This is a genomic window from Ornithinicoccus sp. (assembly GCF_057176825.1).
Window position 1 is genome coordinate 1946102 of record NZ_CM169976.1, and the last position, 26224, is coordinate 1972325.

At 68.6% G+C, this 26224-nt stretch carries 26 protein-coding genes and 1 other RNA gene; 18 read left to right on the plus strand and 9 right to left on the minus strand.

Features of this window, described 5'->3' with window-relative positions; genetic code table 11:
* Positions 1-5: 5 nt before the first annotated feature.
* Positions 6-296: a hypothetical protein gene (locus tag AC1QRC_RS09720; RefSeq protein WP_484203138.1), complete on the minus strand. Its 291-nt coding sequence runs from the start codon at positions 294-296 to the stop codon at positions 6-8.
* Positions 293-1357, minus strand: coding sequence for a MerR family DNA-binding transcriptional regulator (locus AC1QRC_RS09725; protein WP_484203139.1), 1065 nt, complete (start codon positions 1355-1357; stop codon positions 293-295). Before AC1QRC_RS09725 ends, AC1QRC_RS09720 begins: the two co-directional genes overlap by 4 nt.
* Before the next feature lie 63 nt (positions 1358-1420).
* On the opposite strand from AC1QRC_RS09725, the gene AC1QRC_RS09730 reads away from it, so the two are divergent.
* Together AC1QRC_RS09730 and AC1QRC_RS09735 are read left to right on the plus strand one after the other, a co-directional pair.
* A complete protein-coding gene (locus AC1QRC_RS09730) occupies positions 1421-1804 on the plus strand; it encodes a hypothetical protein (protein WP_484203140.1) in 384 nt (127 codons plus the stop codon).
* A 342-nt stretch (positions 1805-2146) separates the two neighbouring features.
* A complete protein-coding gene (locus AC1QRC_RS09735) occupies positions 2147-2908 on the plus strand; it encodes an NgoMIV family type II restriction endonuclease (protein ID WP_484203141.1) in 762 nt (253 codons plus the stop codon).
* A gap of 4 nt (positions 2909-2912) precedes the next feature.
* Here AC1QRC_RS09735 and AC1QRC_RS09740 read toward each other — a convergent pair whose 3' ends face one another.
* Positions 2913-4052 carry a DNA cytosine methyltransferase gene (locus AC1QRC_RS09740; protein WP_484203142.1) on the minus strand — a complete coding sequence of 380 codons (1140 nt, stop codon included), beginning with the start codon at positions 4050-4052 and terminating at the stop codon, positions 2913-2915.
* A gap of 112 nt (positions 4053-4164) precedes the next feature.
* Here AC1QRC_RS09740 and AC1QRC_RS09745 point away from each other — a divergent pair, with 112 nt between their 5' ends.
* The 6 genes from AC1QRC_RS09745 to AC1QRC_RS09770 all read left to right on the plus strand — a co-directional run bounded on the left by AC1QRC_RS09745 (position 4165) and on the right by AC1QRC_RS09770 (position 8000).
* The gene (locus AC1QRC_RS09745) at positions 4165-5046 is read left to right on the plus strand and encodes an NgoMIV family type II restriction endonuclease (RefSeq protein WP_484203143.1); all 882 of its coding nucleotides are present in this window, start codon (positions 4165-4167) and stop codon (positions 5044-5046) included.
* 9 nt (positions 5047-5055) lie between these two features.
* Positions 5056-5484 (plus strand): very short patch repair endonuclease, encoded by a 429-nt coding sequence (locus AC1QRC_RS09750; protein ID WP_484203144.1) that lies wholly within the window; start codon positions 5056-5058, stop codon positions 5482-5484.
* A gap of 363 nt (positions 5485-5847) precedes the next feature.
* Positions 5848-5991 carry a hypothetical protein gene (locus AC1QRC_RS09755; protein WP_484203145.1) on the plus strand — a complete coding sequence of 48 codons (144 nt, stop codon included), beginning with the start codon at positions 5848-5850 and terminating at the stop codon, positions 5989-5991.
* A 439-nt stretch (positions 5992-6430) separates the two neighbouring features.
* The gene (locus AC1QRC_RS09760; RefSeq protein ID WP_484203146.1) at positions 6431-6691 is read left to right on the plus strand and encodes a hypothetical protein; all 261 of its coding nucleotides are present in this window, start codon (positions 6431-6433) and stop codon (positions 6689-6691) included.
* 8 nt (positions 6692-6699) lie between these two features.
* The gene (locus tag AC1QRC_RS09765) at positions 6700-6936 is read left to right on the plus strand and encodes a hypothetical protein (protein WP_484203147.1); all 237 of its coding nucleotides are present in this window, start codon (positions 6700-6702) and stop codon (positions 6934-6936) included.
* Positions 6937-7058: 122 nt separating this feature from the next.
* The gene (locus AC1QRC_RS09770) at positions 7059-8000 is read left to right on the plus strand and encodes a hypothetical protein (RefSeq protein ID WP_484203148.1); all 942 of its coding nucleotides are present in this window, start codon (positions 7059-7061) and stop codon (positions 7998-8000) included.
* Positions 8001-9222: 1222 nt separating this feature from the next.
* On the opposite strand, the gene AC1QRC_RS09775 is transcribed toward AC1QRC_RS09770, so the two are convergent.
* Both AC1QRC_RS09775 and AC1QRC_RS09780 read right to left on the minus strand, forming a co-directional pair.
* Positions 9223-11406: an AAA family ATPase gene (locus tag AC1QRC_RS09775; protein ID WP_484203149.1), complete on the minus strand. Its 2184-nt coding sequence runs from the start codon at positions 11404-11406 to the stop codon at positions 9223-9225.
* Positions 11407-12316: 910 nt separating this feature from the next.
* On the minus strand, positions 12317-13606 hold the full coding sequence (locus AC1QRC_RS09780; RefSeq protein ID WP_484203150.1) for a TrpB-like pyridoxal phosphate-dependent enzyme: 1290 nt from the start codon (positions 13604-13606) through the stop codon (positions 12317-12319).
* A 147-nt stretch (positions 13607-13753) separates the two neighbouring features.
* On the opposite strand from AC1QRC_RS09780, the gene AC1QRC_RS09785 reads away from it, so the two are divergent.
* On the plus strand, positions 13754-15211 hold the full coding sequence (locus AC1QRC_RS09785) for a nitronate monooxygenase (protein ID WP_484203151.1): 1458 nt from the start codon (positions 13754-13756) through the stop codon (positions 15209-15211).
* An 84-nt stretch (positions 15212-15295) separates the two neighbouring features.
* Complete coding sequence (gene prfB, locus AC1QRC_RS09790) at positions 15296-16417, plus strand: peptide chain release factor 2 (protein WP_484203152.1); 1122 nt, start codon at positions 15296-15298, stop codon at positions 16415-16417.
* Positions 16418-16457: 40 nt separating this feature from the next.
* Here the strand turns inward: prfB and AC1QRC_RS09795 are convergent, their stop codons facing one another.
* Positions 16458-17243, minus strand: coding sequence for a L,D-transpeptidase family protein (locus tag AC1QRC_RS09795; protein ID WP_484203153.1), 786 nt, complete (start codon positions 17241-17243; stop codon positions 16458-16460).
* Between the two features lie 240 nt (positions 17244-17483).
* Here AC1QRC_RS09795 and ftsE point away from each other — a divergent pair, with 240 nt between their 5' ends.
* The 4 genes from ftsE to smpB all read left to right on the plus strand — a co-directional run bounded on the left by ftsE (position 17484) and on the right by smpB (position 21169).
* The gene (gene ftsE, locus AC1QRC_RS09800) at positions 17484-18185 is read left to right on the plus strand and encodes a cell division ATP-binding protein FtsE (protein WP_484203154.1); all 702 of its coding nucleotides are present in this window, start codon (positions 17484-17486) and stop codon (positions 18183-18185) included.
* On the plus strand, positions 18182-19105 hold the full coding sequence (gene ftsX / locus AC1QRC_RS09805; RefSeq protein ID WP_484203155.1) for a permease-like cell division protein FtsX: 924 nt from the start codon (positions 18182-18184) through the stop codon (positions 19103-19105). Before ftsE ends, ftsX begins: the two co-directional genes overlap by 4 nt.
* A 15-nt stretch (positions 19106-19120) precedes the next feature.
* Positions 19121-20593: a peptidoglycan DD-metalloendopeptidase family protein gene (locus AC1QRC_RS09810; protein WP_484203156.1), complete on the plus strand. Its 1473-nt coding sequence runs from the start codon at positions 19121-19123 to the stop codon at positions 20591-20593.
* A 96-nt stretch (positions 20594-20689) separates the two neighbouring features.
* A complete protein-coding gene (gene smpB / locus AC1QRC_RS09815; protein ID WP_484203157.1) occupies positions 20690-21169 on the plus strand; it encodes an SsrA-binding protein SmpB in 480 nt (159 codons plus the stop codon).
* 37 nt (positions 21170-21206) lie between these two features.
* Here the strand turns inward: smpB and AC1QRC_RS09820 are convergent, their stop codons facing one another.
* The gene (locus tag AC1QRC_RS09820) at positions 21207-21719 is read right to left on the minus strand and encodes a hypothetical protein (protein ID WP_484203158.1); all 513 of its coding nucleotides are present in this window, start codon (positions 21717-21719) and stop codon (positions 21207-21209) included.
* A gap of 154 nt (positions 21720-21873) precedes the next feature.
* Here AC1QRC_RS09820 and ssrA point away from each other — a divergent pair.
* Positions 21874-22240, plus strand: a transfer-messenger RNA (tmRNA) gene (gene ssrA / locus AC1QRC_RS09825).
* Positions 22241-22281: 41 nt separating this feature from the next.
* Here the strand turns inward: ssrA and AC1QRC_RS09830 are convergent.
* Positions 22282-23199 (minus strand): DMT family transporter, encoded by a 918-nt coding sequence (locus tag AC1QRC_RS09830; protein WP_484203159.1) that lies wholly within the window; start codon positions 23197-23199, stop codon positions 22282-22284.
* Positions 23189-23554 (minus strand): thioredoxin, encoded by a 366-nt coding sequence (gene trxA, locus AC1QRC_RS09835; protein WP_484203160.1) that lies wholly within the window; start codon positions 23552-23554, stop codon positions 23189-23191. The genes AC1QRC_RS09830 and trxA overlap by 11 nt, the downstream gene beginning before the upstream one ends.
* 102 nt (positions 23555-23656) lie before the next feature.
* On the opposite strand from trxA, the gene AC1QRC_RS09840 reads away from it, so the two are divergent.
* The 3 genes from AC1QRC_RS09840 to AC1QRC_RS09850 are packed head-to-tail and all read left to right on the plus strand — an operon-like array spanning position 23657 to position 26170.
* On the plus strand, positions 23657-25180 hold the full coding sequence (locus AC1QRC_RS09840; RefSeq protein ID WP_484203161.1) for an NAD-dependent malic enzyme: 1524 nt from the start codon (positions 23657-23659) through the stop codon (positions 25178-25180).
* Positions 25164-25610, plus strand: a complete 447-nt coding sequence (locus AC1QRC_RS09845; protein WP_484203162.1) for a VanZ family protein — start codon at positions 25164-25166, stop codon at positions 25608-25610. Before AC1QRC_RS09840 ends, AC1QRC_RS09845 begins: the two co-directional genes overlap by 17 nt.
* Positions 25607-26170: a YqgE/AlgH family protein gene (locus tag AC1QRC_RS09850; RefSeq protein WP_484203163.1), complete on the plus strand. Its 564-nt coding sequence runs from the start codon at positions 25607-25609 to the stop codon at positions 26168-26170. The genes AC1QRC_RS09845 and AC1QRC_RS09850 overlap by 4 nt, the downstream gene beginning before the upstream one ends.
* Positions 26171-26224: the final 54 nt, after the last annotated feature.

A 26224-nucleotide genomic window follows, 5' to 3' on the forward strand; every position in this document is an offset into this window, starting at 1 on the left:
ACGGGTCAGCCGGTGGCACTTTCCCCGTTCACTGACAGCTCGGCATACCGCTCCTCGCAGGCGGCACAGGCACAGAGCGGCAGCGCGTGCATCGTGCCGGCGTTCCAGACGGACCCCGGGCGGTGCAGCGGCTCCGGGCGCGATCCGGGCATGCTGAAGGTGGCGACCAGCGTCGGCGACCGATCGATGTCGCCCGGCCCGCGGCAGCACCGGCATGCGGCGTAGCCCCGGTCGCCGCCGTCGTGCGAGGTCGCCCGGTGGTGGCAGCTGCGACACAAGTGCAGCAGGACGCTCACGGGTCCTCCCGCACCGGCATGACCAGGCCGAGGCGCGACTCGTCGGCGCTGCGGACCAGCAGCGGGGCGATGGCCCCGCCGAGGGGCAGCACCAGGTGACCGTCCCGCACCGTCTCGAGGGCGTCCCAGAGCAGGCCCCGGTCGACCAGGACGGTGTCCTTCCCGGATCCACCAGAGCCCGCCCCGTCGGGGGACAGGTGCACCCGGTCGGGGCCGGGTCCGGCGTCCTCAAGCGCGGCACGCAGCCCGGCCACGGGCAGCTCGGCGGTGCGGTCCACCGACAGGTCCAGGACCCGGTGCACGTCGGGGTAGTCCCCGTCCGGCTCGACACCCGAGCGCTCCCGACGACCCGGGGCAGCCTCGACCGGGCGGACCGTCACCCGGCCGCCGCGCGCCGCGACCTCGACCTCGCCGTCGGGTTGGGTGTCGTCCGGTAGGTCTTCGTCCTGCAGCAACTCGTCGACGAGGGGCAGCGGCAGCAGGATCCGCACCGGGTCCCCACCGGGAGCGGCCTGCACCACCGCGACGGCCAGGCGGTAACGGTCGGTGGCGACGACGCGCACCCCGGCGGCGTCACGGTCCAGCAGCACGGCGGACAGGACGGGGAACTGCGGATCCCGCCCCACGGCATACCGGACCGCGGCGAGGGCCGTGCGCAGGGCCGCCCCGTCGGCGACCAGCGCCCGGTGCCGCGTCCGGCCGGCGTCCAGCAGGTCCTTCAGGTGGTCCACCTCGCGCCGCGCATCGGCGAGCCCCTGCTCGAGGCGCCCCAGGTGCAGCTCGAGGAGCTCGGTGACCGCGTCGTCGTCGCCCAGGGACTCCAGCACCGCGACCATCTCCGACACGGGCACCTGGATGCGGCGCATGCCGGCGAGGAGACGCGCGGGACGGACCTGACCCGGGTGGTAGCGGCGGTAGCCGGTCGCGCCGTCGACGTCCGCGGGCACCAGCACCCCCTCGCGGTCGTAGTAGCGCAACGCGCTCACGCTCAGGCCACTGGCCCGGGAGAGCGCGCCGATGCCGAGCAGGCGCGGCTCGGGGGCGTCGTGGTCGGGGTGCACGCGACCACTGTGGGGTCTGCACCTGGTTGAGGGTCAACCCGGGCCCTCGACTACCCTGCAGCGGTGACCAGCGCGAGCGAGCCCACCCCCCGGCAACTGACCCGCGGGAGGGTCGCCGCCGGCCTGGTCGCGCTGGAGGCGCTGGTGCTCGCCGGGTTCGCCGTGTTCTATCTCGTCGAGCTGCTGTTGGGCGAGGGTCAGGACCCGATGATCGTGATCATGTCGATCGTGACCATGCTCGTCTTCGTGGTCGGGCTGGGCTACGTCGCCGTGGGGTTGCACCGCAGGCACCCGCGGGCGCAGGCCCCGGCCATCGCGTTCAACGGGCTGCTGGTGCCGCTGGGCATCGCGATGTTCCAGTTCGCCCCCGGGTGGCTCGCCGCGGCGGTCCTGGTCGCGGCCGTGGTCACCATCGCCGCCGTGATCGGGATGGGGCGTTTGGATTAGGCGAGACCGCTGCGGGCGGTGCGGGCCCTTACGGATCCGGGCCGGGGAGGGCGACCTGCAGGCTGGTGGCCCGTCCCCGGGCCACCAGCAGACCACGCCCCGGGGAGCTGTGCCCTCCGGGACCGGGGGAGATGCCCAACGGGGCGCCGTCGGCGGGGCCGGATGGCTGGAGCAGGATCCCGGTTCTCCCGCGGGCGGCCAGCGGCACCAGGCCCCGGTAGCTGCCCCCGAGTCTGTCTTGCTCGGCGAGGTCAATCAGCCGCGATCGGCCCGTGGGTCATGGCTGACCGTGGGCACAGCCCCTGCGACAGCCGGAACACGGGCCGCGGTACGGTCCGATGTATGACCGCTCCGTTCGCTGACCGACTGCTCGGCTGGAAGGAGACGCGCGGAAGGCTCGTGCCGAACACCGCCGACATTGCGAGTGTCACCTCTATCGCGCTGGCATCGGCTGTCCTTGACAATTTGGGAGTCTCGCGCGACGAAGCCTCCGACGTCCCCCGGGATCCCGGTGCCGCTCTTGAGCAGATGACGCGCGAAGATCTCGAGACGAGCCTCACCCGGCTCACAGCGGAGCGGATCTGGCAGGTTGAGTGCGGGGCCCTCATCTCGAGATTCCAGCAGTACCGACACCTCGATGCGCTTGATGCGCTAGTCAGGTCCCAGCCCGAGTTGCGTGTCACCATCGGCATGGACTATCTGATCAGGCCCGACGTCACGATCGGCATCGCCCCACCGATCGAACTCATGACGGAGGATCCTGATGCTGTGGCGTTCTTGCACGCCGTCGTTTCGTGCAAGTGGACCATCCGGTCTGACAGAGTCCAGAACATCCGGCATGAGTTCGGTCAAATGATCCGCCACCGGCGTGGTCGTCAGCCCCACCTGATAACCCTGACCGCTGAGCCGCTGCCGACTCGACTGGCCTCCATCGCCCGGGGCACCGGGGAGGTGGACGCGACCTATCATGTCGCCTTCGACGCACTGGACCAGGCGGTCGCCGAGATTGGCAACAGCGAACAGGCTGCGGCCTGGAGCGAGTGCGTGGATCAGGGACGACTGAAGTCGTATGCCGAGCTGGCACCGACCCTCGCGGAGTGGTGAGCGCTCAGGAGATGTGAGGCCTGACCTGCCGGGCGATCGCCCGGGCGAGACCAGCGGGCACGGCATTGCCTATCTGCTTCGCTATCGAAATCTTCGACCCGACCCACAGGTACTCCGCCGGGAAGTCCTGGATGAGGCTGGCCTCGTAGTGCGTCACGACCCTGTCGACCGACTTTGTCGGATCGCCTTTGACGAAGCGAGGATCAGATCCCGGCTGCTGCGGGCCCGGTGCCCACTGCGGGTGCAGATACGAGCCTTTCTCAGGCTTGAAGAACTCCGTGCGGATGGTGTGGGAGGGGAAGTCCCAGCGCATACGCCCCATGACGTCCGTCGTCCCTGTGGGCTTCTCGCGCCAGCAGCGCGGAAGGAGAGTGTCCGGCACGTCGAACCGACCGCCCCCTGGAGGAACGTACGAGTAGCGCTCTAGAGAGAGCGGCCGCGGCTCCCGTCGGAAGTGGATGTCGAGTCCCTTGAAGACTCCGGGCATCGGCTCGCCGAAGAAGGCGGTGACCGAGTCTGGGAGCGTCGTTGGGTCCGGTCGCTCGGGCAGGCCGCCGATCCGGTCGCGGACGGTGCTCCAATGCCTGAGACCGGAGTCCGCCTGAGGGGTCTTCGCGTGTGTCGGCCGGGGCAGGTCGATCCGGCCGACGCGGGAGCCGATGACTATGGTTCGACGTCGTCGCTGCGCCACTCCGTAGTCGGCGGCGTTGAGCACGCCGTGGGAGATCTCATACTCTTTGAGCACGCCGCCCCTGACCTCGCCCAACAGCATCTGGAACTCCGGGCTCTTGCTGAACCGGTCGACGTTCTCGATCACGAACACCTGAGGCCTCGCGCGCGTGATGAAGCGCATGTACTCCCGCCACAGCTGGTTCCTGGGATCCTCCAGCAGCTTGAGCCCCAGGTTCGAGAACCCTTGGCAAGGTGGTCCGCCGATCATGAGGTCTGCCGATGGGATGTCAGCGTTACTGACCTCGGCGATGTCGCCGGGTATGACGTGCTCCTCGCCGAAGTTGGCGGCGTAGGTCGCAGCGGCCTGTCGGTCCCACTCGACCGCGAGGATCGGCTTAAAGCCCTCGGCAGCGAAGCCCAAGGTCATCCCGCCGCAGCCAGCAAACAGGTCGATCATGGTGGGCTTCGTCATGCCCTGATCGTACGATCAACCGCCGACATCCGCGGTATCCACGCCGACACCCTGCAAAGCGAGGACCTTTGACATCCCGCACGCTCCTGACCCAGCCGGTAATGTCGCGACCGTGCCAGCTGCGTTCGCGATAGACCTGTGCAAGTACCGCGCCAGGAATGGCAAGCCCAACACGTCCGACGCGCACGACAAGTGGAGCGTCGCACTGGGGGAGGCGCTGTTCGAGCGGCTCGGTGTCCCGGCCGACGCGAAAGGTGACGAGCCAACCGGGTCGCCTTTCGCGAACAGGGTCGCGGTCGACCTTGAAACTCGCGTGAGCCAGGCCGCGCGGGGTGTCGCCGTGTCACCCGAGAGACACCTGAACTCGTTCCAGCAATACCGACACGTCGGCGCCTTGGCTGATATCCGGGCGGAACCCTCTCGGGCATACGCGAGGGAATGGCGGCGGCTGCGGACCGAGATCCGGAAAAGGGTAGTCGCCCCGCCGGCCACAGTCCGCAGGGTTGAGAGGCTCATTGAGTCGGTGGAGAACGCTCTCGACTCGGAGGTCGAGGCTCGACGCAAGACTCTCGCCGAGGTGGGCCGTGAGTCGCTGCTCAAGCTCGATGTGACTGCGTGGAGGCCGCCGGACGAGCGGCTGCCGGAGCTGGTGATCGGACTCTCTCTGAAGTGGTCCCTGAGAACCGACAGAGCGCAGGACTGCAGATCGCAGGGAGCGAAGCTGTCGGCGCTCCGTCGAGGCCGCATGCCGCACTTTGCCGCTGTCACGATGGAGCCGCGCCCTTACATGCTCAATCTGCTCGGAGGAGGGTCCGGCGATGTCGACTGCGTCTACCATCTGGACCTCCCGGCCCTCATCGCCGCTGTTGATGACGTCTATGGGGGACGAACCGACAAGGCCTCGCGCACCACCCTCGACACCTTCAGTCGCCTAGTCGAGCAGCGTCGGGTGCGAGACTACGAAGAACTGGTGGACTACGCGATTTCGTTGTGAACTAGACGTGTGAGCAGCGAGTCGTGGGCCTCATCTTTAGCCGTCCGGCGCGGGATGCAGGCCAACAGGGGACGTGACACCAAGCCAGAGATGGCGGTTCGTCGCGCCGTGCATGCTCTGGGACTCCGCTATCGAGTCGATGTGCGCCCGCTGCCGGAGGTGAACCGTCGCGCCGATCTCGTCTTCACCCGCCAGAGAATCGCGGTCTTTGTGGACGGCTGCTACTGGCACGGGTGCCCGGAGCACGGAACCGCAGCGCGCACGAATGCCGCGTACTGGGCACAGAAGATCCAGGGGAACCGTGTTCGCGACGCTGACACAGATCGCAGGCTAGGGGAGGCGGGGTGGACTGTCGTCCGCTTCTGGGAGCACGAGGACCCTCGTGCTGTGGCTGACCGCGTGCTGCTGTTGGTTCGCGAGAGGATCAACCCGCAGTGACGTGGCTTGCAGATGATGATGACTCCCACTCGTGTCAGCGGGAGGCGCATCGGCAGTCCACGGCTCAGCAGGCGCGAAACTGTTCACTTGGTTACTCAGTGCTGGATTCAGGGGCGCTGCCCGACGGGCGTTGATCCTCATCGGATGGTGGTATGAAGTCAGTGTGACGCGGCAGCTCACCCGCCTCGCCCATGATGTCGGGGTGAAAGCTGAACCTGCCCCGTCGCATGCTCTCCTCGGTGCCGTCCCAGGTCTGATCCTTCGCAGCCATTTCGATCCTCCGGTGTGAAGTGGTCCTAACACACTGCCATCGACCGCCGACACCGTCGAGAGACGCTGTGGGTATATGGCGCAATCGGCGCTATGGCCAGCGTCTTGCGCGCCTCGGTCGGGCACCCGATCGAGGGCGGCCCCGCCGACGTCCTGCGCCCATATGTCGGCGATGTCGAGGCCTTCGAGGACCCCGAGCCATGGCGGTTGGGCGGGATCACCAGCTGGTTGAGCTAGTGGGTGGTGGGGCACGGCGTCGGAGACGCCGGAGACCGGATCAGCCCCCTCCTGCAGATGATCGGAAGCACTGTCGGCGAGGGCCTCCCGGGCACGTCGCGGACACCGCCCGCTACGGCGATCAGCTGTACCTCGCGGAAACCCTAGTGCGGCAGCTCGCCTACCGGAGATCGTCAGCGACCGCCTGCAGTTCCTGAGCCTGGAGTGACGATTCTGGAGACCGCTCCGGGGCGCTGCAGCCGGACGGCCCTGAGTGCCCGGCTCCCCCCGGCCAGGCTCCGTCCCGTGCTCCAAGAGACGCGACTCAGCCCTGTCGCAGCCTTGAGACCGAGACGGTGTCTAGTGGAAGCCGGGGCTCAGTGGCGGGACGCTCCGCCCTTGGTCCGGCTGGGCCGGGATCTTCGGGTCTGATCTACTGAGAGCGCTGCGAGGAGGGCAGATGAGCACTGAGCACGAGAAGCCGAAACCCGTCGCGACCGACATCGTGGCCTTCTACGACAGGGTGCGCGACCTGGAGACACAGGTCGAGGCCCAGCCCTTCGTGCTCCAGGACAAGGCGCAGGAGCATACGGAGAAGAACCGTCTCTCCCAGGCTCGGATCGACGTGCGTGAGCACGTCGCCGTAGTGGATGCCGACGATTCCGTCTCGACCCAGGAGATGACCGACTGCCTCCGAGCCCAGCACGAGTCCCTGGGCTAAGGGCCGAGATGGGACTGTCCGAGATGGGTGCGTCGGCCGCGCACGAGCGCCGACTGCTGGAGCGGCTGGAAGACGCCGCGGTCGAGCTTGTCCGGGCCGAGGCCGCAGCAGCACGCGCGAGGGAGGCCAGGGACGCCGCGGTCCGGGCAGCCCGCAGCGCAGGGATCTCAGGTGCCGCGGTGGCCAAGGCCGCGGGCATCACCGAGGGCATGGTCTCCCGGATCCGCTCGACCCGGCGGCGCTGACCAGCGCGGGAATCGGCGAACGCCATGTTCGGCAGGTTGTCGGTGCTGTCTACTACTTTGTCGTTTAAGGACGAGATTCTGACGAAATTTTGACTTCGTCAGTGCAAGGAGAGGAACGACAGATGGACAAGAGTGCGCTGAAGGCATGGCTGAGGGATCACGAGGCAGCTGGCGGCATCCTGCTCGCGGTAGTCGAGGCAGTCGCCGACGAGCCCGACCAGTGGGTCAGCCTTAAGACTGTCGCGGACTTGGTCGGACACTCGGAGGAGGACGTGCGCGAGTACCTGACGGCCATGGAGGATCGCGGACTGATTCGTGCCAGCGGCACCTTGAGCGGAGGGCATCAAGCGACGGCTATCGGACGGCAGATCGCACGGGAGCACCAGGAGTCTCGAGTATCTGGCGAGGCGCGATACGAGCACACCGCGCGAGAGATCATGATTCGGATGGCCGCGGACGAGCATGGCGTCACGTGGGAAGAGGTCGATGCCTGGCCACTTCACGAGGAGGGACTGCCGGAGGTCTCGGAACAGGAGAGGGAGATCGTGCTGCGCGCCCTCGAGTCGCAGGAGTTCGTCAAGGGGTTCCACGCGCTCGGCCGCTCCTTCGTACGGGTCGAAGTTACGCCAAAGGGTCGTCTCGCGTTGGCCAGGTCCGGTGCCCAGCTCCTCGACAGCTCCGTCGGTGCACCCTCAGTTACGACCTATGACAACCGGGTCGGCGTCCAGGCCCAGAACGTCAGCACCCAGGGAGGACCGCTTCAGATTGGTGACCACTCAGTGCAGAACGTGACCATCAACAACGACCAACGCCAGTTGATCCTGTCGCAAGTCGAGATGCTCAGGGAGCTGATCGCGGACCCGGCCTACGATGATCGCGCCCGAGGCGAAATCGCAGAGGTGCTCGACCAGGTCCAGGCCGAGACGAGCAGGAGCGGTGACCCGGCCGTCATCCGGCCGATGATTAGCAAAGCCCTCGCAGCCGCCGCGGTTTCTGTCGGCAGCACGGGCGGCGCGGCGATCGTGGAGGCCCTGGGCAACCTCGCGCAGATGCTGCCAATGTAGGCGCGGCAGCGACGACGACCCGCGACCGAGCTGGACGTCCCGCAGGGCGTGATCGAGTGCCACGTCAAAGACGATCGGTGCTGGGACAAGGGGTGGCTGGGACCGGCGTCGAGTACGAGGTCTCCCAGTTGGTCCGCGGTCTCACGTACAAGCGGCTCCTCTATCGCGGCGCACGACTACCCGCGCACGCACCTTCCTGCGTCTGTCCGTGTTCCCCGGACTTGTGGGAAGACGCGGCGTGAGTGCCGGAGGAGCGCAATCCGAGGTGAGGGCGGTCATCGCCACCTCCAGGCGACCGGATGCCGCGTGGTGCTCAGGCGTGCCGGCAAGCGGGACATCGACGGGCTAGCCAGGGCAGGTGAGCCATGCTGGACGAATGGGTCTGATGGCAGCTCAGCACAGCCAAATGAGCACCCATAGGCCCACGGCGGCGAGGACACCCCACATGAGATATCTGCTTTCCCCTGAGTGGCTAGCGGGCACTTCTGGAGTGTGTCGGCTGTCGGTCTCGGAGTCCTCCCAATGCTGCATCCCCAGCCCCGTTCGGATCGTGGTGAAGGCACCTGTCTACACCCGGTTCGCCGGGAGAGCGTTCGACATGGAGAATTGTTGGTGAACTATTGGTTCGATGCGGAGGCGGGACTGGCGACTAAAATAGGTTCGTGCATCGGCGGGCGTTTGCCGGATCTTCCACTGTCACGGTGGTGATGGGGTATTGCGTCGCCTGGGGCGACGTCGTGGCCAGCTCGGCTAGCCGGGTGGGTTGCGCGGCCATATCGAGCGCGGCCAAGGGCACGCTGAGACGAAGGGGTTCAGTCGTGGCCATTGGCTGGCACAGGTGTCACGTCAGTCCATGCCACACCACGCACCGAGTTGAGGAGGCATCCTCCGCCAGGGCCTCGTCGTCGACGCCGGTGGGCCCGCTGCTCCACTGGCTGCATACGCGCTGACCCAAGCTTGCGGTAGGTGGCCTCTTCGACGGGCCCGGGCACCTAGAGCCTGTGCGATGGCCCACAGCCGAGAGTGAGGGCGCCGTCCTCACCACTGTCGGCGTACGTTACGGTCACCACATCGTTACAACCGACGGCATTTCGCTCGCTACGAGCCGACCGCGGTCGAGCGGATCAACGAGGCTACCTCGAGTTTCCGGGTCTCCCTCAGCGGTGCCACGCCCGCCCTCTAAGGTTCGATCGAGCTTAGGCTGGAGTTGCCCGTGACCGGATCATTCTGTCTGGACGGCGTTGGTGATCCAGTAGCTAAGGGCGTAGAGGCGATCCCGGAGAGCCTGCGGATCGGTGAGCATCGAGCGAGGCTCGTCAGCCAGTTCGAAGTCGCGCTGGATCTTGCGAATATCGTCGAATACCTGGTCCGCTTCAGCGGCGTCTCGCGGAAGCTGAGCCGCTAGGTTCTCCAGCAACACGGTTACTTCGTTTTTTCGGATGTTATTTGGATGATCCGCAACGAAGTTCTTGCGGAGACGCTTTATGATCGTGGAGATCTTGATGTGGGCATGGTCACGCATCGCTTCACGTTGTTTGGCCTCAATCAGGGCGAGCGTCGGCCGGAAGTTATCATAGAGCTCTTGCTGAACGCTGAGTGGGGTCTTGCTGTCGAGGGCGAGATCGATAACTGACCGGGCAAAAGGAACCTTCTCGACTTCCAGCGACCGCGTGAGAGCTCCCTTCTGACTGGCCTCGACTGCCGCCTTCTGTAGGATCTTGAAAGTGTTCTCTCCCTGGATAGGCTTGACATCCGACCAGTTCTCGAGGAAGGCCTCCGCCTGATCCCGAGGAAGGACAGTCCGAGCAAGCCTCTTGATGGCATCGTTGGCGAGCGAAATGGGAACGAGGTCCTCCAGTTCCACGACGCCCTCTCGGTCTCCGTCGATCGTGGCGGCGACCGTGAACATCAGGGACTCTGACAGGAGGCCCTTCATTGCCTTGATGCCTTCGATGGCTTTCAGGCCGTCTGCATCGTTGTCGACGATCACGAGCACCGCTGGCTTGTCCTCGTCGCGACCGCGGGCCAGGTGGACCATGTAGGCGACGTTCCCGGCCCCTCCGCAAGGCACAAGCGTAAGAGTGTTTAAGTCGAGCGCGTCACCATCGGGGGCGACCTTGCGGGCGATGGTGCTGGCGCCAGCGAGGAGTATCGGGTCTGCCTGACCCTCGACCATGAGGTTGCAGGAACTAATGAAGGTGGTCTCGGCCACGAAACCGCCAAGAGACGACCTTAGCGGCTCGTAGTGGTTGCGTCCCGCGTTGTTGACGACGCGGGTCCCTTCCTCGCCGTCGCCCTTCTCTAGAACCCGGATGCGCTCAGCGTGATTCTTGTCGATCAGGAACGGCGAGTGTGTCACGTACACAACTTGAACCGGTGCCGCTTGATCGTCCTCGGGGTGGGCGAAGGCCCTGAAGATCCGCAGCAGATCCTGCTGCCCAGAGTTCGAGAGGAAGGCATCAGGCTCATCCATGAGAAGGATATCGCCATCGTTCTCCGTGTGCGACAGATACTGTACGAAGTAACTGAGGAAGTACTTGAGACCTTGGCTTCGCTCCTTGAAGGTGTAGTCACTGCCGGTGCGGTCACGGATGGTGAACACTAGGTCAAAATCGCGGAGCCGAAGTCGAAGGGCGAAATCTCTGTCCTGGGTCCACCAGCGCCTGAAGTTGAGGGAGTCTGCGAGCTTGCGGTTCATCTTGTCTACGAGCGCCTCGGCATACCCCTCGGACGTGTGAACAGCGTCCTTCAACTCGGCGAACTCGGCTGGCGTGATGCCCGCGACGTCGATCAGCAGCCGACGGGCTAGATCCCACTGCTCGATCAGAGCCTTGTCGGGCCTCTCATCCTTGCCGTCGTAGGCTGGGCGGGTTCTTCCGCTCGGCGGCTCCTCAAGCGACTCGGGATTGTCTCGGACGAACAGTATGCGAGAGAGCCAGTCTTGCCTGGTTCGGTTCGTCCGTGACTCGTCACCGGCCAGGTACGCAATCTCAACGCTGTCAGGCAGAGGTTTGCTAGCGTCGATCCTGAATGACGTGGGTAGTTCCAGTGCGGCCGGGACGTCAGCCAGCTCGACCGATTCATCGCCGAGATAAATCACCACTCGGTCGTGGAAGCGGAACAGGTGGAAGGAGACGACCTCTGTGGCGTCCCAGTCGTGGAGGCCGAGGATCAACTCGCTCTGCTCCGGCGCCACATCGGTGAACTCCCCTCCGAACTCTGGTAACTCCGGTGCACTGTCCTCGTTGAACTCTGTGGAGTATCGGCAGAAGTCGCGCTTTACGTAGCCAGAGCCGGTTAGTAGCGCCTCGATGGCGCTCAGCAGCTGGCTCTTTCCGGCTTCGTTCGCGCCGACCACCGTCGTCACGTCGGGTTCCAGCGGGACCCGCACGAACGGGAAGAACAACTCGTCCGGACCGAGGTGATCCCAGGGGTCTGGATGAGCCGTGTCGTCCTCTCGGCTCTTCCGCAGGTAGTCGAAGTTGAATGACCGGAAGAACCGGATATATATAAAGGGTCGTCAGCCTCATGGTCGCTCCTTCCAGCCGCCGCGCACGGCCCTGCCGACCGTCTGCTCAGGGTATCGACAGGCGCCGACATCGGCGCCGCGGCTGAGTCATGCGCTGGTGGCGTTTAGCAGTCGACAGCGCCCATCGTTGTTGAGGGCGGTCGAGGCGCCAATAGGTCACGCGCGTCACCCGAGCCATCTGCGTTCCATTCGAGGAACCGACTGCCAATGCGCAGATTCAGGCTGCACGCGGAGCTGTGCCCTACCGAGGTGCTGGACGCCATCGGGGCTGCCGATGTCTGCTGGAGGTCACACGCTCACATTTCGGGCAACCGTCCGCCTCGCGACGTGGTTGGCGACAGCGGTACACCTACCCATTGCATCGTCTCCGGTTCGACTTGAAATCGCCGACCGATTGACCGAGGCCGAGGTCATATCGCGACTCAACCGCGCAGCCGAGCACGGCGAAGAGCCCTCGCGTGCTGCCCGCTCGTGGGGATAGGGCAGCCGCTGGCTGATCGGCCCCACCCAGCGCGACCCGAGCTCGCTCCAGACAGACATCTGGGAGGGCTCGGGGCATGATCTCGGGGCCTGCGGCGTGGTCGGCATCTACCCAATTGGTGGATGGCGGAAGCCAAACACCCGAGAGGACTGACTCAACTGGCCTGTCCGCTCGCCTTCCGCACGAGCCGGGGCCGATGACCCGAGCAGGCGAACATCCCGGTGATCAGCCGGATCCTGGACCCGTTTGGCGGGAGCGTGACGATCACCGTGCAGACCCGGGCGCGCTCAGACCTGGAGTAGTGCGCTAGCCGGGGAAGGTCGCCACGAAGTCGCCGTAGGCCGGCAGGTCCAGGTTGCCGTGCCCGGAGAGCCCGATCACCACGGTCTCCTCCGCGTCGCTGTCCTGCACGTGACGGAAGGCCGCGGCGAGTGCGTGGGTCGACTCCGGGGCCGCGACCAGCCCCTCGGTGCGGGCCAGCAGCACCCCGGCGTGGAAGGCGGTCTCCTGCTCGACGGCCACCGCGTCGATCAGCCCGAGGTGGACCGCATGGCTCAGCGCCGGGGCCATCCCGTGATAGCGCAGGCCGCCGGCGTGGATCGGGTCGGGGACGAAGTCCTGGCCGAGGGTGTACATCTTCAGCAGGGGCGTCATCCCGGAGAAGTCGCCGTGGTCGTATCGGTACTCACCCTCGGTGAGGGAGGGGCAGGCGGCCGGCTCGGCCGCCACCACCCGCAGGGAGGCGTCGCCGGCCAGCACCGACCGGAGGAACGGGAAGGACAGGCCGCCCAGGTTGGACCCGCCGCCGGCACAGCCGAAGACGACGTCGGCGCCGTCCTCCCCGCAGGCCGCGAGCTGGGCGATCGCCTCCTGGCCGATCACGGTCTGGTGCAGGACCACGTGGTTCAGCACGCTGCCGAGGGCGTAGCGGGCCGCCGGGTCGCCGACGGCGACCTCCACCGCCTCGCTCACCGCCATCCCGAGGCTCCCGGTGGTGTCCGGGGAGCTCGCCAGGATGGCCTTGCCGGACTCGGTCAGCTCCGAGGGGCTGGAGTGCACCACGCCGCCGTAGAGCTCCATCAGGTGGCGCCGGTACGGCTTGGACTCGTAGGAGGCGCGGACCTGCCAGATCTCCACGTCGAGGCCGAACAGTGCGCCGGCGAAGGCCAGGGAGCTGCCCCACTGGCCGGCGCCCGTCTCCGTGGTGAGCTTGGTGATGCCCTCCTGCTGGTTGTAGTAGGCCTGGGCGACCGCGGAGTTCGGCTTGTGGCTGCCGACCGGGCTGGCACCCTCGTACTTCAGATAGATCCGCGAGCGGGTTCCCAGAGCCCGCTCCAGACGGCGGGCCCGCAGCAGCGGGGTGCTGCGCCAGGACCCGTAGACCTCCCGCACCTCCTCCGGGATCTCGATCCACCGCTCGGTGCTCAGCTCCTGCTCCGCCAGGGCCTTCGGGAATAGGCCGAGCAGGTCCTCGACCACGACCGGGTCCTTGGTGCCGGGGTGCAGGTGCGGCGGGATCGGCTCGGGAAGATCTGCGGCGATGTTGTACCAGGACGTGGGCACCGGGACGGCGGTGGGGGAGGCGGGCTCGCTCATGGCCCGAGATGCTACTCCCGACCCCCGGGGACAGGGGTGACCTGCAGGGGTGGCCCCTGGACGGCTTCCTACGATACCGTAACCTACGGAAGCGGAACCTACGGAGTCGTAAGTTCTGACACCCGCAAGTTTTGAGGAGGCCATCACGTGGCTCCCACCACCAAGCCCGTCGTGATCCAGGGCGGCATGGGCGTGGCCGTCTCGTCCTGGCAGCTCGCCCGGCAGGTCGCCATGACCGGTCAGATGGGCGTCGTGTCCGGCACGGCCATGGACGCCGTGCTTTCCCGCAGGCTGCAGGACGGCGACCCCGGCGGCCACATGCGCCGCGCCCTCGCGGCATTCCCCTGCGCGGAGATGGCCGCCCGTGTCATGGACAAGTACTACGTCGAGGGCGGCCGGGCGCCCGGCACCCCCTACAAGCCCATCCCCAAGCTCACCCTGGAGACGGCCCGCGCCGGCCAGGAGCTGGCCGTCGTCGGCAACTTCGCCGAGGTCTGGCTGGCCAAGGAGGGGCACGACGGCGTGGTCGGCATCAACTGCCTGGAGAAGGTGCAGATGGCGACGCCCACCGCGCTGTTCGGCGCGATGCTCGCCGGCGTGGACTACGTCCTCATGGGCGCGGGCATCCCGCGCGAAATCCCCAAGCTCCTCACCGACCTGGCCCACGGACGGGTGGGTCGGATCACGGCCGACGTCCTGGGCGGCCGGATCACCCGGCACATCGAGGTCGACCCGGTCGACCTGCTCGGCGACGCACTGCCCCCGGTCCGCCGCCCCGACTTCCTGGCGATCGTCTCGGCCGATGCCCTGGCCAACTACCTCTACCGGGACCCCGAGATCCGTCCGGACGGCTTCGTCGTCGAGGGCCCGCCCGCCGGCGGCCACAGTGCCCCGCCCCGGGGCCGGATGCAGTTGGACGAGCGTGGCGAGCCCGTCTACGGGCCGCGCGATGACGCCAACCTGGCCAAGATGGTCGAGCTCGGCCTGCCCTTCTGGCTCGCCGGCGCCTACGGCACGCCGGAGCGGGTGGCCGAGGCCCTGGACGCCGGGGCCGCGGGGGTCCAGGTGGGCACCCTGTTCGCCCTGTCCCGCGACTCGGGGATCACCGACGCCACGCGCGACAGCATGCTCGAGGAGCTGCGGGCCGGCCGGCTCGAGGTCAAGAACGACCCGCTGGCCAGCCCGACCGGCTTCCCGTTCAAGGTGGCCAGCCTGGAGCACACCGCCAGCGAGGAGGAGACCTACGAGGCCCGGCCCCGGCTCTGCGACCTCTCCTACCTGCGCACCCCGTATGAGAAGGAGGACGGCGAGGTCGGCTACCGCTGCCCCTCCGAGCCGGTCCACATGTACCTCAAGAAGGGCGGCGACGAGGAGGCCACCGTCGGGCGCAAGTGCCTCTGCAACGGCCTGATGGCCAACATCGGCCTGGGCCAGGAGCGCAAGGACGGCTACAAGGAGGCCCGCCTGGTCACCCTGGGGCAGGACCTCGCCGGGGCCAGGGAGTTGATCACCCGGTATGTCGAGGGCTGGTCCGCGCGGGAGGCCGTCGAGTGGCTGCTCACCCGGGTCCCCTCTGGCCTGGTCCGCCAGGTGCAGTTTGCCTGAGGGCGTCCCCCCGGGGCGGAGCGGGCCCGTCGGCCGACGCCCGCCGGGCGGCCCGGCCCCGCGGCTCGCGTAGGCTGTCTCCTCGTGGCAGTGGACTTCGAGAGCGAGATCAAGGCACTACGGTCGACCGTCCGGTCCATCGCGGAGGTGAGCGACCTCGACAAGCTCGAGGCGCAGATCGGCGAGTTGGAGACCAAGGCGTCCGCGCCGGACCTGTGGGACGACGTCGAGGCGGCCCAGCAGGTCACCAGCCAGTTGTCCCGGCTGAAGGCCGAGCATGACCGGGTGACCTCCATGGAGGCCCGGGTCGAGGACCTCGAGGCCCTCGTCGAGTTGGGTGTCGAGGAGGGCGGGGAGGAGGGCCGCAGCGCCCTGGCCGAGGCCGAGAAGGAGCTGGCCGCCCTGCAGAAGGCTGTCAGCGAGCTCGAGGTCCGCACCCTGCTCAACGGGGAGTACGACGAGCGCGACGCCGTGGTGACGGTCCGGGCCGGGGCCGGTGGCGTCGACGCCGCCGACTTCGCCGAGATGCTGATGCGGATGTATCTGCGCTGGGCCGAGCGCCGCGGCTACCAGACCTCGGTGCTGGACACCTCCTATGCCGAGGAGGCCGGGCTGAAGTCCGCGACCTTCGAGGTCAAGGCGCCCTACGCCTTCGGCACCCTGGCCGTGGAGGCCGGCACCCACCGGCTGGTCCGGATCAGCCCCTTCGACAACCAGGGCCGCCGCCAGACCAGCTTCGCCGCCGTCGAGGTGATCCCGCTGATCGAGAGCACCGACAGCATCGAGATCCCCGAGTCCGACCTGAAGATCGACGTCTTCCGGTCCTCTGGCCCCGGTGGTCAGTCGGTCAACACCACCGACTCCGCGGTCCGGATGACTCACCTGCCGACCGGCACGGTCGTCTCGATGCAGAACGAGAAGAGCCAGATCCAGAACCGCGCCGCCGCACTGCGGGTGATGCAGTCGCGCCTGCTGCTGCTGAAGAAGCAGGAGGAGGAGGCGGCGAAGAAGGAGCTGGCCGGCGACATCAAGGCCTCGTGGGGGGACCAGATGCGCTCCTACGTGCTGCACCCTTACCAGATGGTCAAGGACCTGCGCACCGAGCACGAGGTCGGCAGCACCGGCGCGGTGCTCGACGGCGACATCGACGCCTTCCTGGAGGCCGGGATCCGCTGGAAGCGCGCGCTGGAGCGGAACGCCGAGTAGCCGGTCACGCCGCGGAGCCGGCCGTCGGGGGAGGGACCCCTCAGACGACGGCGACAGGGGTGTCGATGGCCATGATCCGGGACTCCCAGAACATGTCCATCGCGGCCACCGAGACGCGGGCGCAGCCGTGGGAGTCCGGCCACGGCGGGATGAACTCGGAGCCGTGCACCGCGATGCCGCCGTTGAAGTACTGCGGGCGGTAGAGATCGCCCAGCGGGCCGGGCTGCCAGCCCGGGGCGTAGGTGTTGAACACGGTGAACGTGCCGGTGGGGGTGGTGGCCGCCAGGGTGCGGCCGTACCAGTCGTAGGGCTCGCCGTTGCCGGTCGAGGTGTTGAAGACCATCGTGGTGACCCCGCCCTGGACCACCTTCAGGAGCTGGGCGGCCAGGTCGATCTCGATGCGGGCGCCGCGCTGGATCCGTGACCCGGGCAGACGGGGCTCGGGAGAGCGCGGGGCCGGCAGGCTCCCGCCGAGCGCCGTGAGCGACCGCAGCCCGAAGCGGCCGTCCGGGGTCAGGCCGTGCGCCTTCTGCACGGCATACACGGCCTGCTCGGTGAGGTGGCCGAAGTAGCCGTCCAGGTCCCCGAGCCAGTAGCCCTTGCGGGTCAGCGCCTGCTGGAGCGCGTGGACGTGGTCGCCGATGACGCCCAGTGCCAGGGTCGGCTGGGTCGTGCCCCGGCCCGCGTATGCCGCATGGCCGGGGGCGGCGGCCGCCGTCGTCAGGGCCAGCGCGCCGGCCACGCCGAGGGCGCCGGCGAGCAGACCACGGCGGGAGGGCGTGGTCGGGCCGTGGAGGGCGCGCGGGAGGGCCGCGGAATCCGTCATGTCGGTGAAGGTCCCTGCAGGAGTGCCGGTGGGGTGCGGCGGCCATTCTACCGGCTGTCGTAGCGGTGTGGGTGCATCCGCGCCCCCGCGGGGTGGCGGGGCACGCCGAGAACACCAGTATCCCCGTTTCACTCCTGTCACGGACGTAACCTGCTGGTGCCTGTGGTCGAGACGTGGCCACGGGTGGCCGGTCCGCGATGCCCCCTCGTGCCCGGTCGACCCGACCGACGAGGCCCACTCATGATCACGTTCGAGAACGTCACCATGCGGTATGCCAAGGGCGACCCCTTGGCGCTGCAGGACGTCAGCGTGGACATCGGCAGGGGCGAGTTCGTCTTCGTCGTGGGTGCCTCCGGGTCGGGCAAGTCGACGCTGATGCGGCTGATCATCCTGGAGCAGGAGGCGACCAGAGGCCGGGTGCTGGTGGCCGGGCACGACCTGTCCACCCTGCCCAACCGCAAGATCCCCCAGCTGCGGCGCCAGGTCGGCATCGTGTTCCAGGACTTCCGGCTGCTGAGCGGCAAGACCGTCGCCCAGAACATCGCCTACGTGCCCCAGGTGCTCGGCACCAAGCGCCACGCGGTCCGACAGCAGGTGTCGGAGACGCTGGAGCTGGTGGGTCTGGCAGACAAGGCCCGCCGGATGCCGCACGAGCTGTCCGGTGGGGAGCAGCAGCGGGTGGCGATCGCGCGCGCCATGGTCAACAAGCCGGCGATCCTGCTGGCCGACGAGCCGACCGGCAACCTGGACCCGACGATCAGCCAGGAGATCGTGGCCATCCTGGACCGGATCAACCGGGCCGGCACCACCGTGGTCATGGCCACGCACGACACCACCATCGTCAACGAGTTCCGCAAGCGGGTCATCCAGCTGCGGGACGGCCAGGTGGTCCGTGACCAGGCCGAGGGGGAGTACGAGGCGGTCGAGGTGGAACTGGCATGAGGCTGGGGTTCCTGGCCGGGGAGGTCGCCAACGGGCTGCGGCGCAACACCTCCATGTTCGTCTCCGTCGTGCTGGTCACGATGGTGTCGCTCTTCTTCCTCGGCAGCGGGCTCCTCGCCCAGCGCCAGGTCGACACGCTGAAGGGGTACTGGTACGACCGGGTGCAGGTCTCCATCTACCTGTGCACCCCCGACAACACCGACGTCGCCTCCTGCGCCGGGGGCGGCGTGACCGAGGCGCAGCGGGACCAGCTGGCCCGGGACCTCGACGGGCTCGAACCGCTGGTGGAGCAGTACTGGTATGAGTCCAACGAGGACGCCTACGAGCGGTTCCGCGAGCAGTTCCGCAACTCCCCGGTGCTGGACAACATCCCCCAGGAGTCCATCCCCGAGAGCTTCCGCGTGCAGTTGTCCGACCCCACGAAATACGACGTGGTCGCCAGCGCCTTCCAGGGGGCGCCGGGGGTCGAGAGCGTGGAGGACCAGAGCGAGGTGGTGGACAAGCTCTTCACCTTCCTCAACGCGGTGAGCATCAGCGCGGTGGCCCTGGCCGGGGCGATGGTCATCTGCTCGGTGCTGCTGATCAGCACGACGATCCGGCTCACGGCATACAGTCGGCGCCGGGAGACCACGATCATGCGTCTGGTGGGCGCCTCCGCGTTCACCATCCACACCCCCTTCATCATCGAGACGGTGCTGGCCACCCTGCTCGGTGCCGTCCTGGCGGTGGGGTTGCTCTACGCGATGGTCCACTACGGCATCGCGGGATTCCTGACCGAACTACTCGCGGGGGAGGGCGGCATCGTGGGGCTGATCGGCACCGGCGACCTGTGGGCCGTCGCCCCGCTCCTCGTCGCTGGCGCCGCGGTGCTGGCGATCGTGACCTCCTGGCTGGCCCTGATCCGACACGTCCGTGTGTGACGAGGTGAGGACGACATGATGACCCGACCCACGACATACCGCCGCTTCGGCGCGGCCACCGCGCTGGCCCTCAGCGGGCTCCTGGCGATGGGGACCCCCGCGCTGGCGCTGGACGACATCCGGGACCGGATGGCCGAGGTCGAACGGCAGCAGCGCGAGGCGCAGCAGGACCGGGAGGCCGTCGACGGGCAGATCAGCGAGCTGGAGCACGACCTGGAGCACACCTCCAAGGAACTGGTGACGGCGCAGGAGAAGCTCGCGGCCACCACCGTCAAGGTCGACCAGGCCCGCACCGACCTGGCCGAGGCGGAGCAGGAGCTGGCCGACGCCGAGGCCGAGGCGGAGCGCATCGACGGCGAGCTGACCCTGGCCTACGCCAACGAGGAGAAGATCCAGCAGAGCCTGGACGACGTGGCCAGCCAGCGGGCCCGCACCCAGGCGGCCGCCGGGTCGATCGCCCGGGAGAGCTACAAGACCGGCGGACTGGGCAACCTGACGCGGACCCTGGAGGTGCTCGCCGGCAGCGACGACGTGCTCGGGGACATGTCCAGGGCGCGCAATGTGCTGCGGGTGCAGGACAACACGCTGCAGCAGCTCAGCACCCAGCAGGCGCAGGAGGTCGCCGAGCAGGACCGTCTCGCCGGGGTGCGGCGGGACATCGCCCTGCTGCTGGCCGAGGCCGAGGCCAACGTGATCCGGTCTGCGGAGGCCCGCGACGAGGCCGAGCAGGCCAAGATCGACCTGGAGGCGCTGGAGGCCCAGCAGGAGCAGGACCGCCTCGCGCTGGAGAAGGAGAAGGAGAAGCTGGAGGCCGACCTCGCGGTGGCCGAGGCCGAGTCCGCCGACCTGCAGAAGGAGCTGTCGCGCCTCGCCGAGGAGAAGTACGGCCTGGAGGTCGAGGAGGAGGCCGAGAAGCAGCGGATCGCCGACGAGGAGGCCCGCAAGCGCGCCGAGGCGGAGCAGCGCGAGCGCGAGGCCGAGGAGCGGCGGCAGCGGGAGGAGCGGGCCCGGGAGACCACCCCGGCGCCCTCACCCCCCGCGGCGACCACGCCGGCACCGGCCCCGCAGCCCAAGCCCGCACCCCCGGCAAACCGGGGCGGCCCGTTGACGTCGCCGGTGAACGCGCCGACCTCGAGCGAGTTCGGCTACCGCCTCCACCCGGTGCTCGGCTACCCGAGGTTGCACGCCGGGCTGGACTTCGCCGCGAACTGCGGGCTGCCGGTGCGGGCCGCGGCCTCGGGGACGATCATCTTCTCCGGCTTCACCAGCGGGGGCGGCAACAAGTTGATCGTCGACCACGGGGTGATGCGCGACATCAACCTGACGACCTCCTACCTGCACCTGAGCGGATTCGAGCGGACCTCGGGGACGGTCTCGGCGGGGGAGGTCATCGGCTACGTGGGCACCACCGGGGTCTCCACCGGGTGCCACCTGCACTTCGAGACCCGCGAGAACGGCGTGCCCGTCAACCCGCGCAACTGGTTGTGAGGGCCCCGGCGGCCCGCGCCCGCTAACGGTTGGCCGAGCGGCCCTGCCGCCGGATAGCCTGGGTCGTTCGGTGCGACACACGACGAGGACGGACGGATGACCAGGGAGACGGGGCGCAAGCTCATTGCCAGCAACAAGAAGGCGCGCCACGAGTACCTGATCGAGGACACCGTGGAGGCGGGCCTGGTGCTGACCGGGACCGAGGTGAAGTCACTGCGGATGGGGCGGGCCACCATCGTCGACGGGTATGCCGTGCACTACGGCGGCGAGCTGTACCTCGAGGGGGTGCACATCCCCGAGTACACCCAGGGGACCTGGACCAACCACTCCGCGCGGCGCCGCCGCAAGCTGCTGATGCACCGTGCGGAAATCGAGAAGTTCATCGCCAAGTCCGAGCAGGCCGGGCACACGATCGTGCCGCTGGCCCTCTACTTCAAGGACGGCCGGGCGAAGGTCGAGCTGGGCCTGGGCAAGGGCAAGAAGCTGCACGACAAGCGGCAGACACTGCGGGAGCGCCAAGACCGGATGGAGGCCCAGCGGGCCATGTCGGCGCACCTGCGCCAGCACGGCGGCTGACGCTCAGCGGCGGCTGACGCTCAGTGTCGGCGGACGCTCAGCGCGGCTCGCCCGTCAGGTAGGCGACCAGCCCGGACCGTGCGCCGCGCCGGTCCAGCGCCTGCTCGTAGCGCTCCAGCGTCATCCGGTGCGGCACCACCAGAATCGTCATCGCGATGAGCGCGGGCACCGCCCCGATGAGGTAGGTGACGAACGACTGCTCGGGCAGCACGAACATGACCACCAGCGCGACGATGGCAGGGGCCTCCAGCAGCGCCATCCGGGTGATGTGCACGGGCTGGACGGCGGCGAACGCCTCCGCCCCGGTGGCGTCCGGCAGCAGCGGGCCGACGCCACGCAGCAGCACCTCCGACATGCCGACCGTGGCAACGACCAGGACCAGCAGGCCCAGGCTCACCCAGACGGGCGGCAGCACCACGGCGGGGGCGATGAGCACGGCGACGATGCCGAGCATCACCAGCGCGCCCATGAAGGTCAGGGTCAGCGTGAAGAGCACGCGGAGGGCACCAGGGCCCGTGGAAGCCGGATTGCCGGCAGGAGAGTGGGTCACGATCGTTCACTGTAGACGACCGCCCCGGTGCCCCGGGCGCGCGGAATGCGTTGGTGGCTCTGCGCGTTGACGGGGTAGGCTGGATCCTCCCAGCGGGGCCGTCAGGTCCTGCGGGCTTCTTGACAACTGCACAGTGCGACGTGCCCCCGACCATGGGGGTGATCGGTTTCGACGTTGTTCGGCCAATGCGGAGAAGCGGGTCGAGAAGGCAAGGTCATCTCGTTAACGTTCCTTGCAAACCAATAGGTGCCGATTCCAAGCGCACCGACTTCGCCCTCGCCGCCTGAGCGAGCCCCGAAGTCCGTCAGCCTGAGCTCGTTCCCGACTCAGTGACTGGCGTCAGCTAGGGAACTTGCTGCGTGATCATGTTGGGGGATCACGCGGGACTCTCACTCAACTGGGCCTGTCAGGGAACGTGTGCGCGCGAGCCCTGGGGCCGAGAAACTCCATAGCGCACTGCACCCGGAGAAGTCCTCATTCCCCGGCAGCGGACGCGGGTTCGATTCCCGCCACCTCCACCACCTGCGGGTGGCACGTCGCACTGTGCGGTTGCCCGGCCCTGTCAACGGGTCGCCGCGACGACCGCCGGGCGCTTGGCGCTGCCCTCGTGCAGCGCCAGCCCCGTCACGCTGGCCACGACCACGGCGGCCCCGAACCACTGGCTCGCGGTGAGGCTCGCGTCCAGCAGGGTCACCCCCACGATGGCGGCGGTCACGGGGAACATCAGCTCCGCCAGGGTCGCCCGGGACGCACGGGTGCGACGCAGCCCGACGTAGTAGAGGGTCAGCGCGGCGGCGCCGGGGATGAGCGCCAACAGCACCAGCCGCGGCACCAGCTCCACCGGCATGGTGAGCTGGGCCCCGGTCAGCAGCACGATGAGGACAGCAGCCGGCAGGCCGAAGGCGAACCGCAGCACCAGGGTGTTGCGGGGCCCCAGCTCGGTGTCGACCAGCCGGCCGAACACGGTGCCGCCCGCCCACAGCGTGGCCGCGCCCAGCGCCAGCAGGGCGGCCTGCAGGTCGGTCACCCGCACGGAGAGCGGGTCCGGGAAGCTCATCAGCCAGGCGCCGACCAGGGCGGGCACGGCGAACAGTGCGAACCGCGGCCGCACCCGCTCCTGCAACACGGCGGCAGCCAGCAGGATCGCCACCACCGGCTGGAGCTTCTGCAACACCTGCGGGGTGATCGGGTCACCCAGTCGGAAGGCGGCGGTGAACAGGGTGGTGGCCAGTGCGGACGACCCGGCGCCGATGACGACGGCGGATACCCGCACGCGCGCTGGCGCAGCCGCCCACCTGCGCAGTGCCTGCACCAACCAGGGGCTCACCAACAGCACGAGCACCAGGTGCTCGTAGGCCACGATCGTCGGGGCGTCCAGGACCTGCGAGAGCGGCTCGCGGAGCAGGCCGGACAGGCCCCAGAAGCACGCGGCGAGCGCGACGACCCAGGTCAGGTCGCGCGAACCCCTCTCAGGACTCACCCTGAGCCGCCAACTGGGCACGCACCTGCTCCATGTCGACGTCACGCACCTGCTGGATGAGCTCCTCCAGCGAGGCCTTGGGCAAGGCGCCCGGCTGGGCGAACAGGAGCACCCCGTCGCGGAAGGCCATCACGGTCGGGATCGAGGAGATCTGGGCGCCGGCCGCCAGCTCCGGCTGGGCCTCGGTGTCCACCTTGCCGAAGACGACGTCGGTGTGTCGCTCGGACGCCTCCTCATAGACGGGGGCGAAGGCGCGGCACGGTCCGCACCAGGAGGCCCACCAGTCGACCAGGACGATCGAGTTCTCGTCGAGGGTCTGGTCGAGGTTCTCGGAGGTCAGTTCCACGGTGCTCATGGGGGGTGCAACCACCAGACCCCGCCCGGAGATTCCCGGCCTCTCGCGACGCGCCACGACCGGCGTCCCCGGAGGGCGGCCGGGTGGGACAGAATGGGGGCCATGTCTCCAGCGGCTCCCTCTGTGTCCAATTCGATCACCGTCCGCCTCGAACTGCCTGCCAGGGCCACCGTGGTCAGTGAGATCTCCGGGGCGGTGGAGGAGGCCGGGGGGATGGTGACCGCGGTCGACATCACCGAGTCCGGCACCCAGCGCTTGCGCGCGGACCTCACCGTCTCCACCCGCGGCGCCGAGCACGTGCCCCAGGTGGTGGAGGCGATGCGTTCGGTCGAGGGCGTCGAGATCGGCAAGGTCAGCGACCGGACCTTCCTGGTGCACCTGGGCGGGAAGCTGAGCGTGGAGTCCAAGCTGCCGATCCGCAACCGCGACGACCTGTCGCTGGTCTACACCCCGGGCGTGGCCAGGGTGTGCCAGGCCATCGTCGACAACCCCGAGGACGCGCGCCGGCTGACCATCAAGCGCAACACCGTGGCCGTGGTCACCGACGGCACCGCGGTGCTGGGGATGGGGGACATCGGCCCGCTGGCGGCGATGCCGGTGATGGAGGGCAAGGCTGCCCTGTTCAAGCGGTTCGCCGACATCGACGCCTTCCCGATCTGTCTGGACACCCAGGATGCCGACGAGATCGTGCGGATCGTCAAGGCCATCGCGCCCGGATTCGCGGGGATCAACCTGGAGGACATCTCCGCCCCCCGGTGCTTCCACATCGAGGCGAGGTTGCGGGAGGAGCTGGACATCCCGGTCTTCCACGACGACCAGCACGGGACGGCCATCGTGACGGTCGCGGCCCTCCGCAACGCCCTGCGGGTCGTCGAGAAGGACCTGTCCGAGGTCCGGATCGTGCTCTCCGGCGCGGGGGCCGCGGGCACCGCCATCCTGCGCCTGCTGCTGCGGGCGGGGGCCCGTCACGTCGTCGTCAGCGACTTCCACGGCATCCTGCACCCGCAGCGGGACGACATCGCGCGCGGGGACAACAGCACGATGGCCTGGATCGCCTCGCAGACCAACCCCGACGGGCAGACCGGCACCGTCCGCGACGCCGTCGTGGGCGCGGACGTGTTCATCGGGGTGTCGGCGGGCGACATCCTGACCGGTGAGGACATCGCCGCGATGGCCGACGACGCGATCGTCTTCGCGATGGCCAACCCGGTGCCCGAGGTCGACCCGGGGGCCGCGGCCCAGCACGCCACGGTGGTGGCGACCGGTCGCAGCGACTTCGCCAACCAGATCAACAACGTGCTGGTGTTCCCCGGGGTGTTCCGCGGCCTGCTGGACGCCCGGACGGACAAGATCACCGACGAGATGCTGCTCGCCGCCGCGATCGCCCTCGGCGACGTCGTCAGCGACGACGAGCGCAACCCCACCTACATCATCCCCAGCGTCTTCAACCCGCGTGTCACCAAGGCGGTCGCCCGTGCCGTGGCCGACGTGGCGAGGGCCGAGGACGAGGCCCGCGAGGCGGAGGTGAAGGTCGGTGAGGTCGAGGTCGTCGGGCCGCTGTCGCTGGGGGAGTCCCTGAACAACGGGGCCGGCCGCCCCGGGACCGAGCATGCCGAGTCGGACTGAGCAACGCTCGTCCTGGTCCCCGCAGCGGCGGGGCGCACCGGCCGTGCCGGCACCCGAGTCCGGGGGCAGCTCCGCGCGTCGCATCGGCTGGTGCCTCTTCGCGGCGTTGCTCGTGGCCCAGGTCTACCTGCTCTACCTGTCGACCGGATCGGGCACGCCCTACTTCCCGCACGACGACAAGGTGGGCCACCTGCTGATCTTCGGCGCACCGGCGGCGCTCGCCGTGCTCCTCCGGCGGCCATGGGCCGTGGGGCTCGTGGTGGCGCACGCGGTGGTCTCCGAGCCGCTCCAGGCCTGGCTGACCACCACGCGGGTCGCCGACCCGTGGGACCTTGCCGCGGACCTCGTCGGGATCGCGCTCGGGGTGGCCGCAGCGGTGCTCGTGCTCCGCGTCCTGCGGAGCAGGAGGCAGACCGGGGGCGAGCCGTGAGCGGCCACGGCTCCACGGCCGGGCAACTCCTGGTCGCGACGCCGCTGACCGGCGACTTCTTCCGGCGCTCCGTCGTCTTGGTGCTGCACCACGACGAGGACGGGGCGCACGGGCTGGTGCTCAACGCGCCGCTGGAGGCCGACGTCGCGGCCGTGCTGCCCGAGTGGCAACCGCACGTGACGCCGCCCGGCCACCTGTTCCAGGGCGGCCCCGTCGGGATGGACACCGCCATGGGCCTGGTCAGCGTGCCGGGGGACCACGCGGACGACCGGCTGGGGATCTCCCTGCTCTTCGGGGGTCTGGGCCTGGTCGACCTCGACGCACCCCCGCCGGTGGTGATCCCCGAGCTCGCCGGGCTGCGGATCTTCGTCGGGTATGCCGGATGGGGCCCCGGGCAGCTGGACGGGGAGCTCCGTGAGGGAGCGTGGTACGTCGTGCCGTGCGAGGCGCGCGACCCCTTCCAGGCCGATGCTGCCGGGCTGTGGCGTGAGGTGCTCGTCCGACAGCGCAACACCCTGTCGCTGGTCGCGACGCACACCGACCACCCGGAGCGGAACTGAGCCACCACCCTGCCGCCGGGGTCCCGGCAGGCCGGGCACACGGCATACGACGGC

Coding starts and splice junctions, on each gene's coding strand:
- AC1QRC_RS09735 (WP_484203141.1), top strand. CDS start 2,147: ATGACCGCTCCGTTCGCTGACCGACTGCTCGGCTGGAAGGAGACGCGC.
- AC1QRC_RS09740 (WP_484203142.1), bottom strand. CDS start 4,052: ATGACGAAGCCCACCATGATCGACCTGTTTGCTGGCTGCGGCGGGATG.
- AC1QRC_RS09755 (WP_484203145.1), top strand. CDS start 5,848: ATGGCCAGCGTCTTGCGCGCCTCGGTCGGGCACCCGATCGAGGGCGGC.
- AC1QRC_RS09760 (WP_484203146.1), top strand. CDS start 6,431: ATGAGCACTGAGCACGAGAAGCCGAAACCCGTCGCGACCGACATCGTG.
- AC1QRC_RS09765 (WP_484203147.1), top strand. CDS start 6,700: ATGGGACTGTCCGAGATGGGTGCGTCGGCCGCGCACGAGCGCCGACTG.
- AC1QRC_RS09770 (WP_484203148.1), top strand. CDS start 7,059: ATGGACAAGAGTGCGCTGAAGGCATGGCTGAGGGATCACGAGGCAGCT.
- AC1QRC_RS09780 (WP_484203150.1), bottom strand. CDS start 13,606: ATGAGCGAGCCCGCCTCCCCCACCGCCGTCCCGGTGCCCACGTCCTGG.
- AC1QRC_RS09795 (WP_484203153.1), bottom strand. CDS start 17,243: ATGACGGATTCCGCGGCCCTCCCGCGCGCCCTCCACGGCCCGACCACG.
- ftsE (WP_484203154.1), top strand. CDS start 17,484: ATGATCACGTTCGAGAACGTCACCATGCGGTATGCCAAGGGCGACCCC.
- ftsX (WP_484203155.1), top strand. CDS start 18,182: ATGAGGCTGGGGTTCCTGGCCGGGGAGGTCGCCAACGGGCTGCGGCGC.
- AC1QRC_RS09810 (WP_484203156.1), top strand. CDS start 19,121: ATGATGACCCGACCCACGACATACCGCCGCTTCGGCGCGGCCACCGCG.
- smpB (WP_484203157.1), top strand. CDS start 20,690: ATGACCAGGGAGACGGGGCGCAAGCTCATTGCCAGCAACAAGAAGGCG.
- trxA (WP_484203160.1), bottom strand. CDS start 23,554: ATGAGCACCGTGGAACTGACCTCCGAGAACCTCGACCAGACCCTCGAC.
- AC1QRC_RS09840 (WP_484203161.1), top strand. CDS start 23,657: ATGTCTCCAGCGGCTCCCTCTGTGTCCAATTCGATCACCGTCCGCCTC.
- AC1QRC_RS09845 (WP_484203162.1), top strand. CDS start 25,164: ATGCCGAGTCGGACTGAGCAACGCTCGTCCTGGTCCCCGCAGCGGCGG.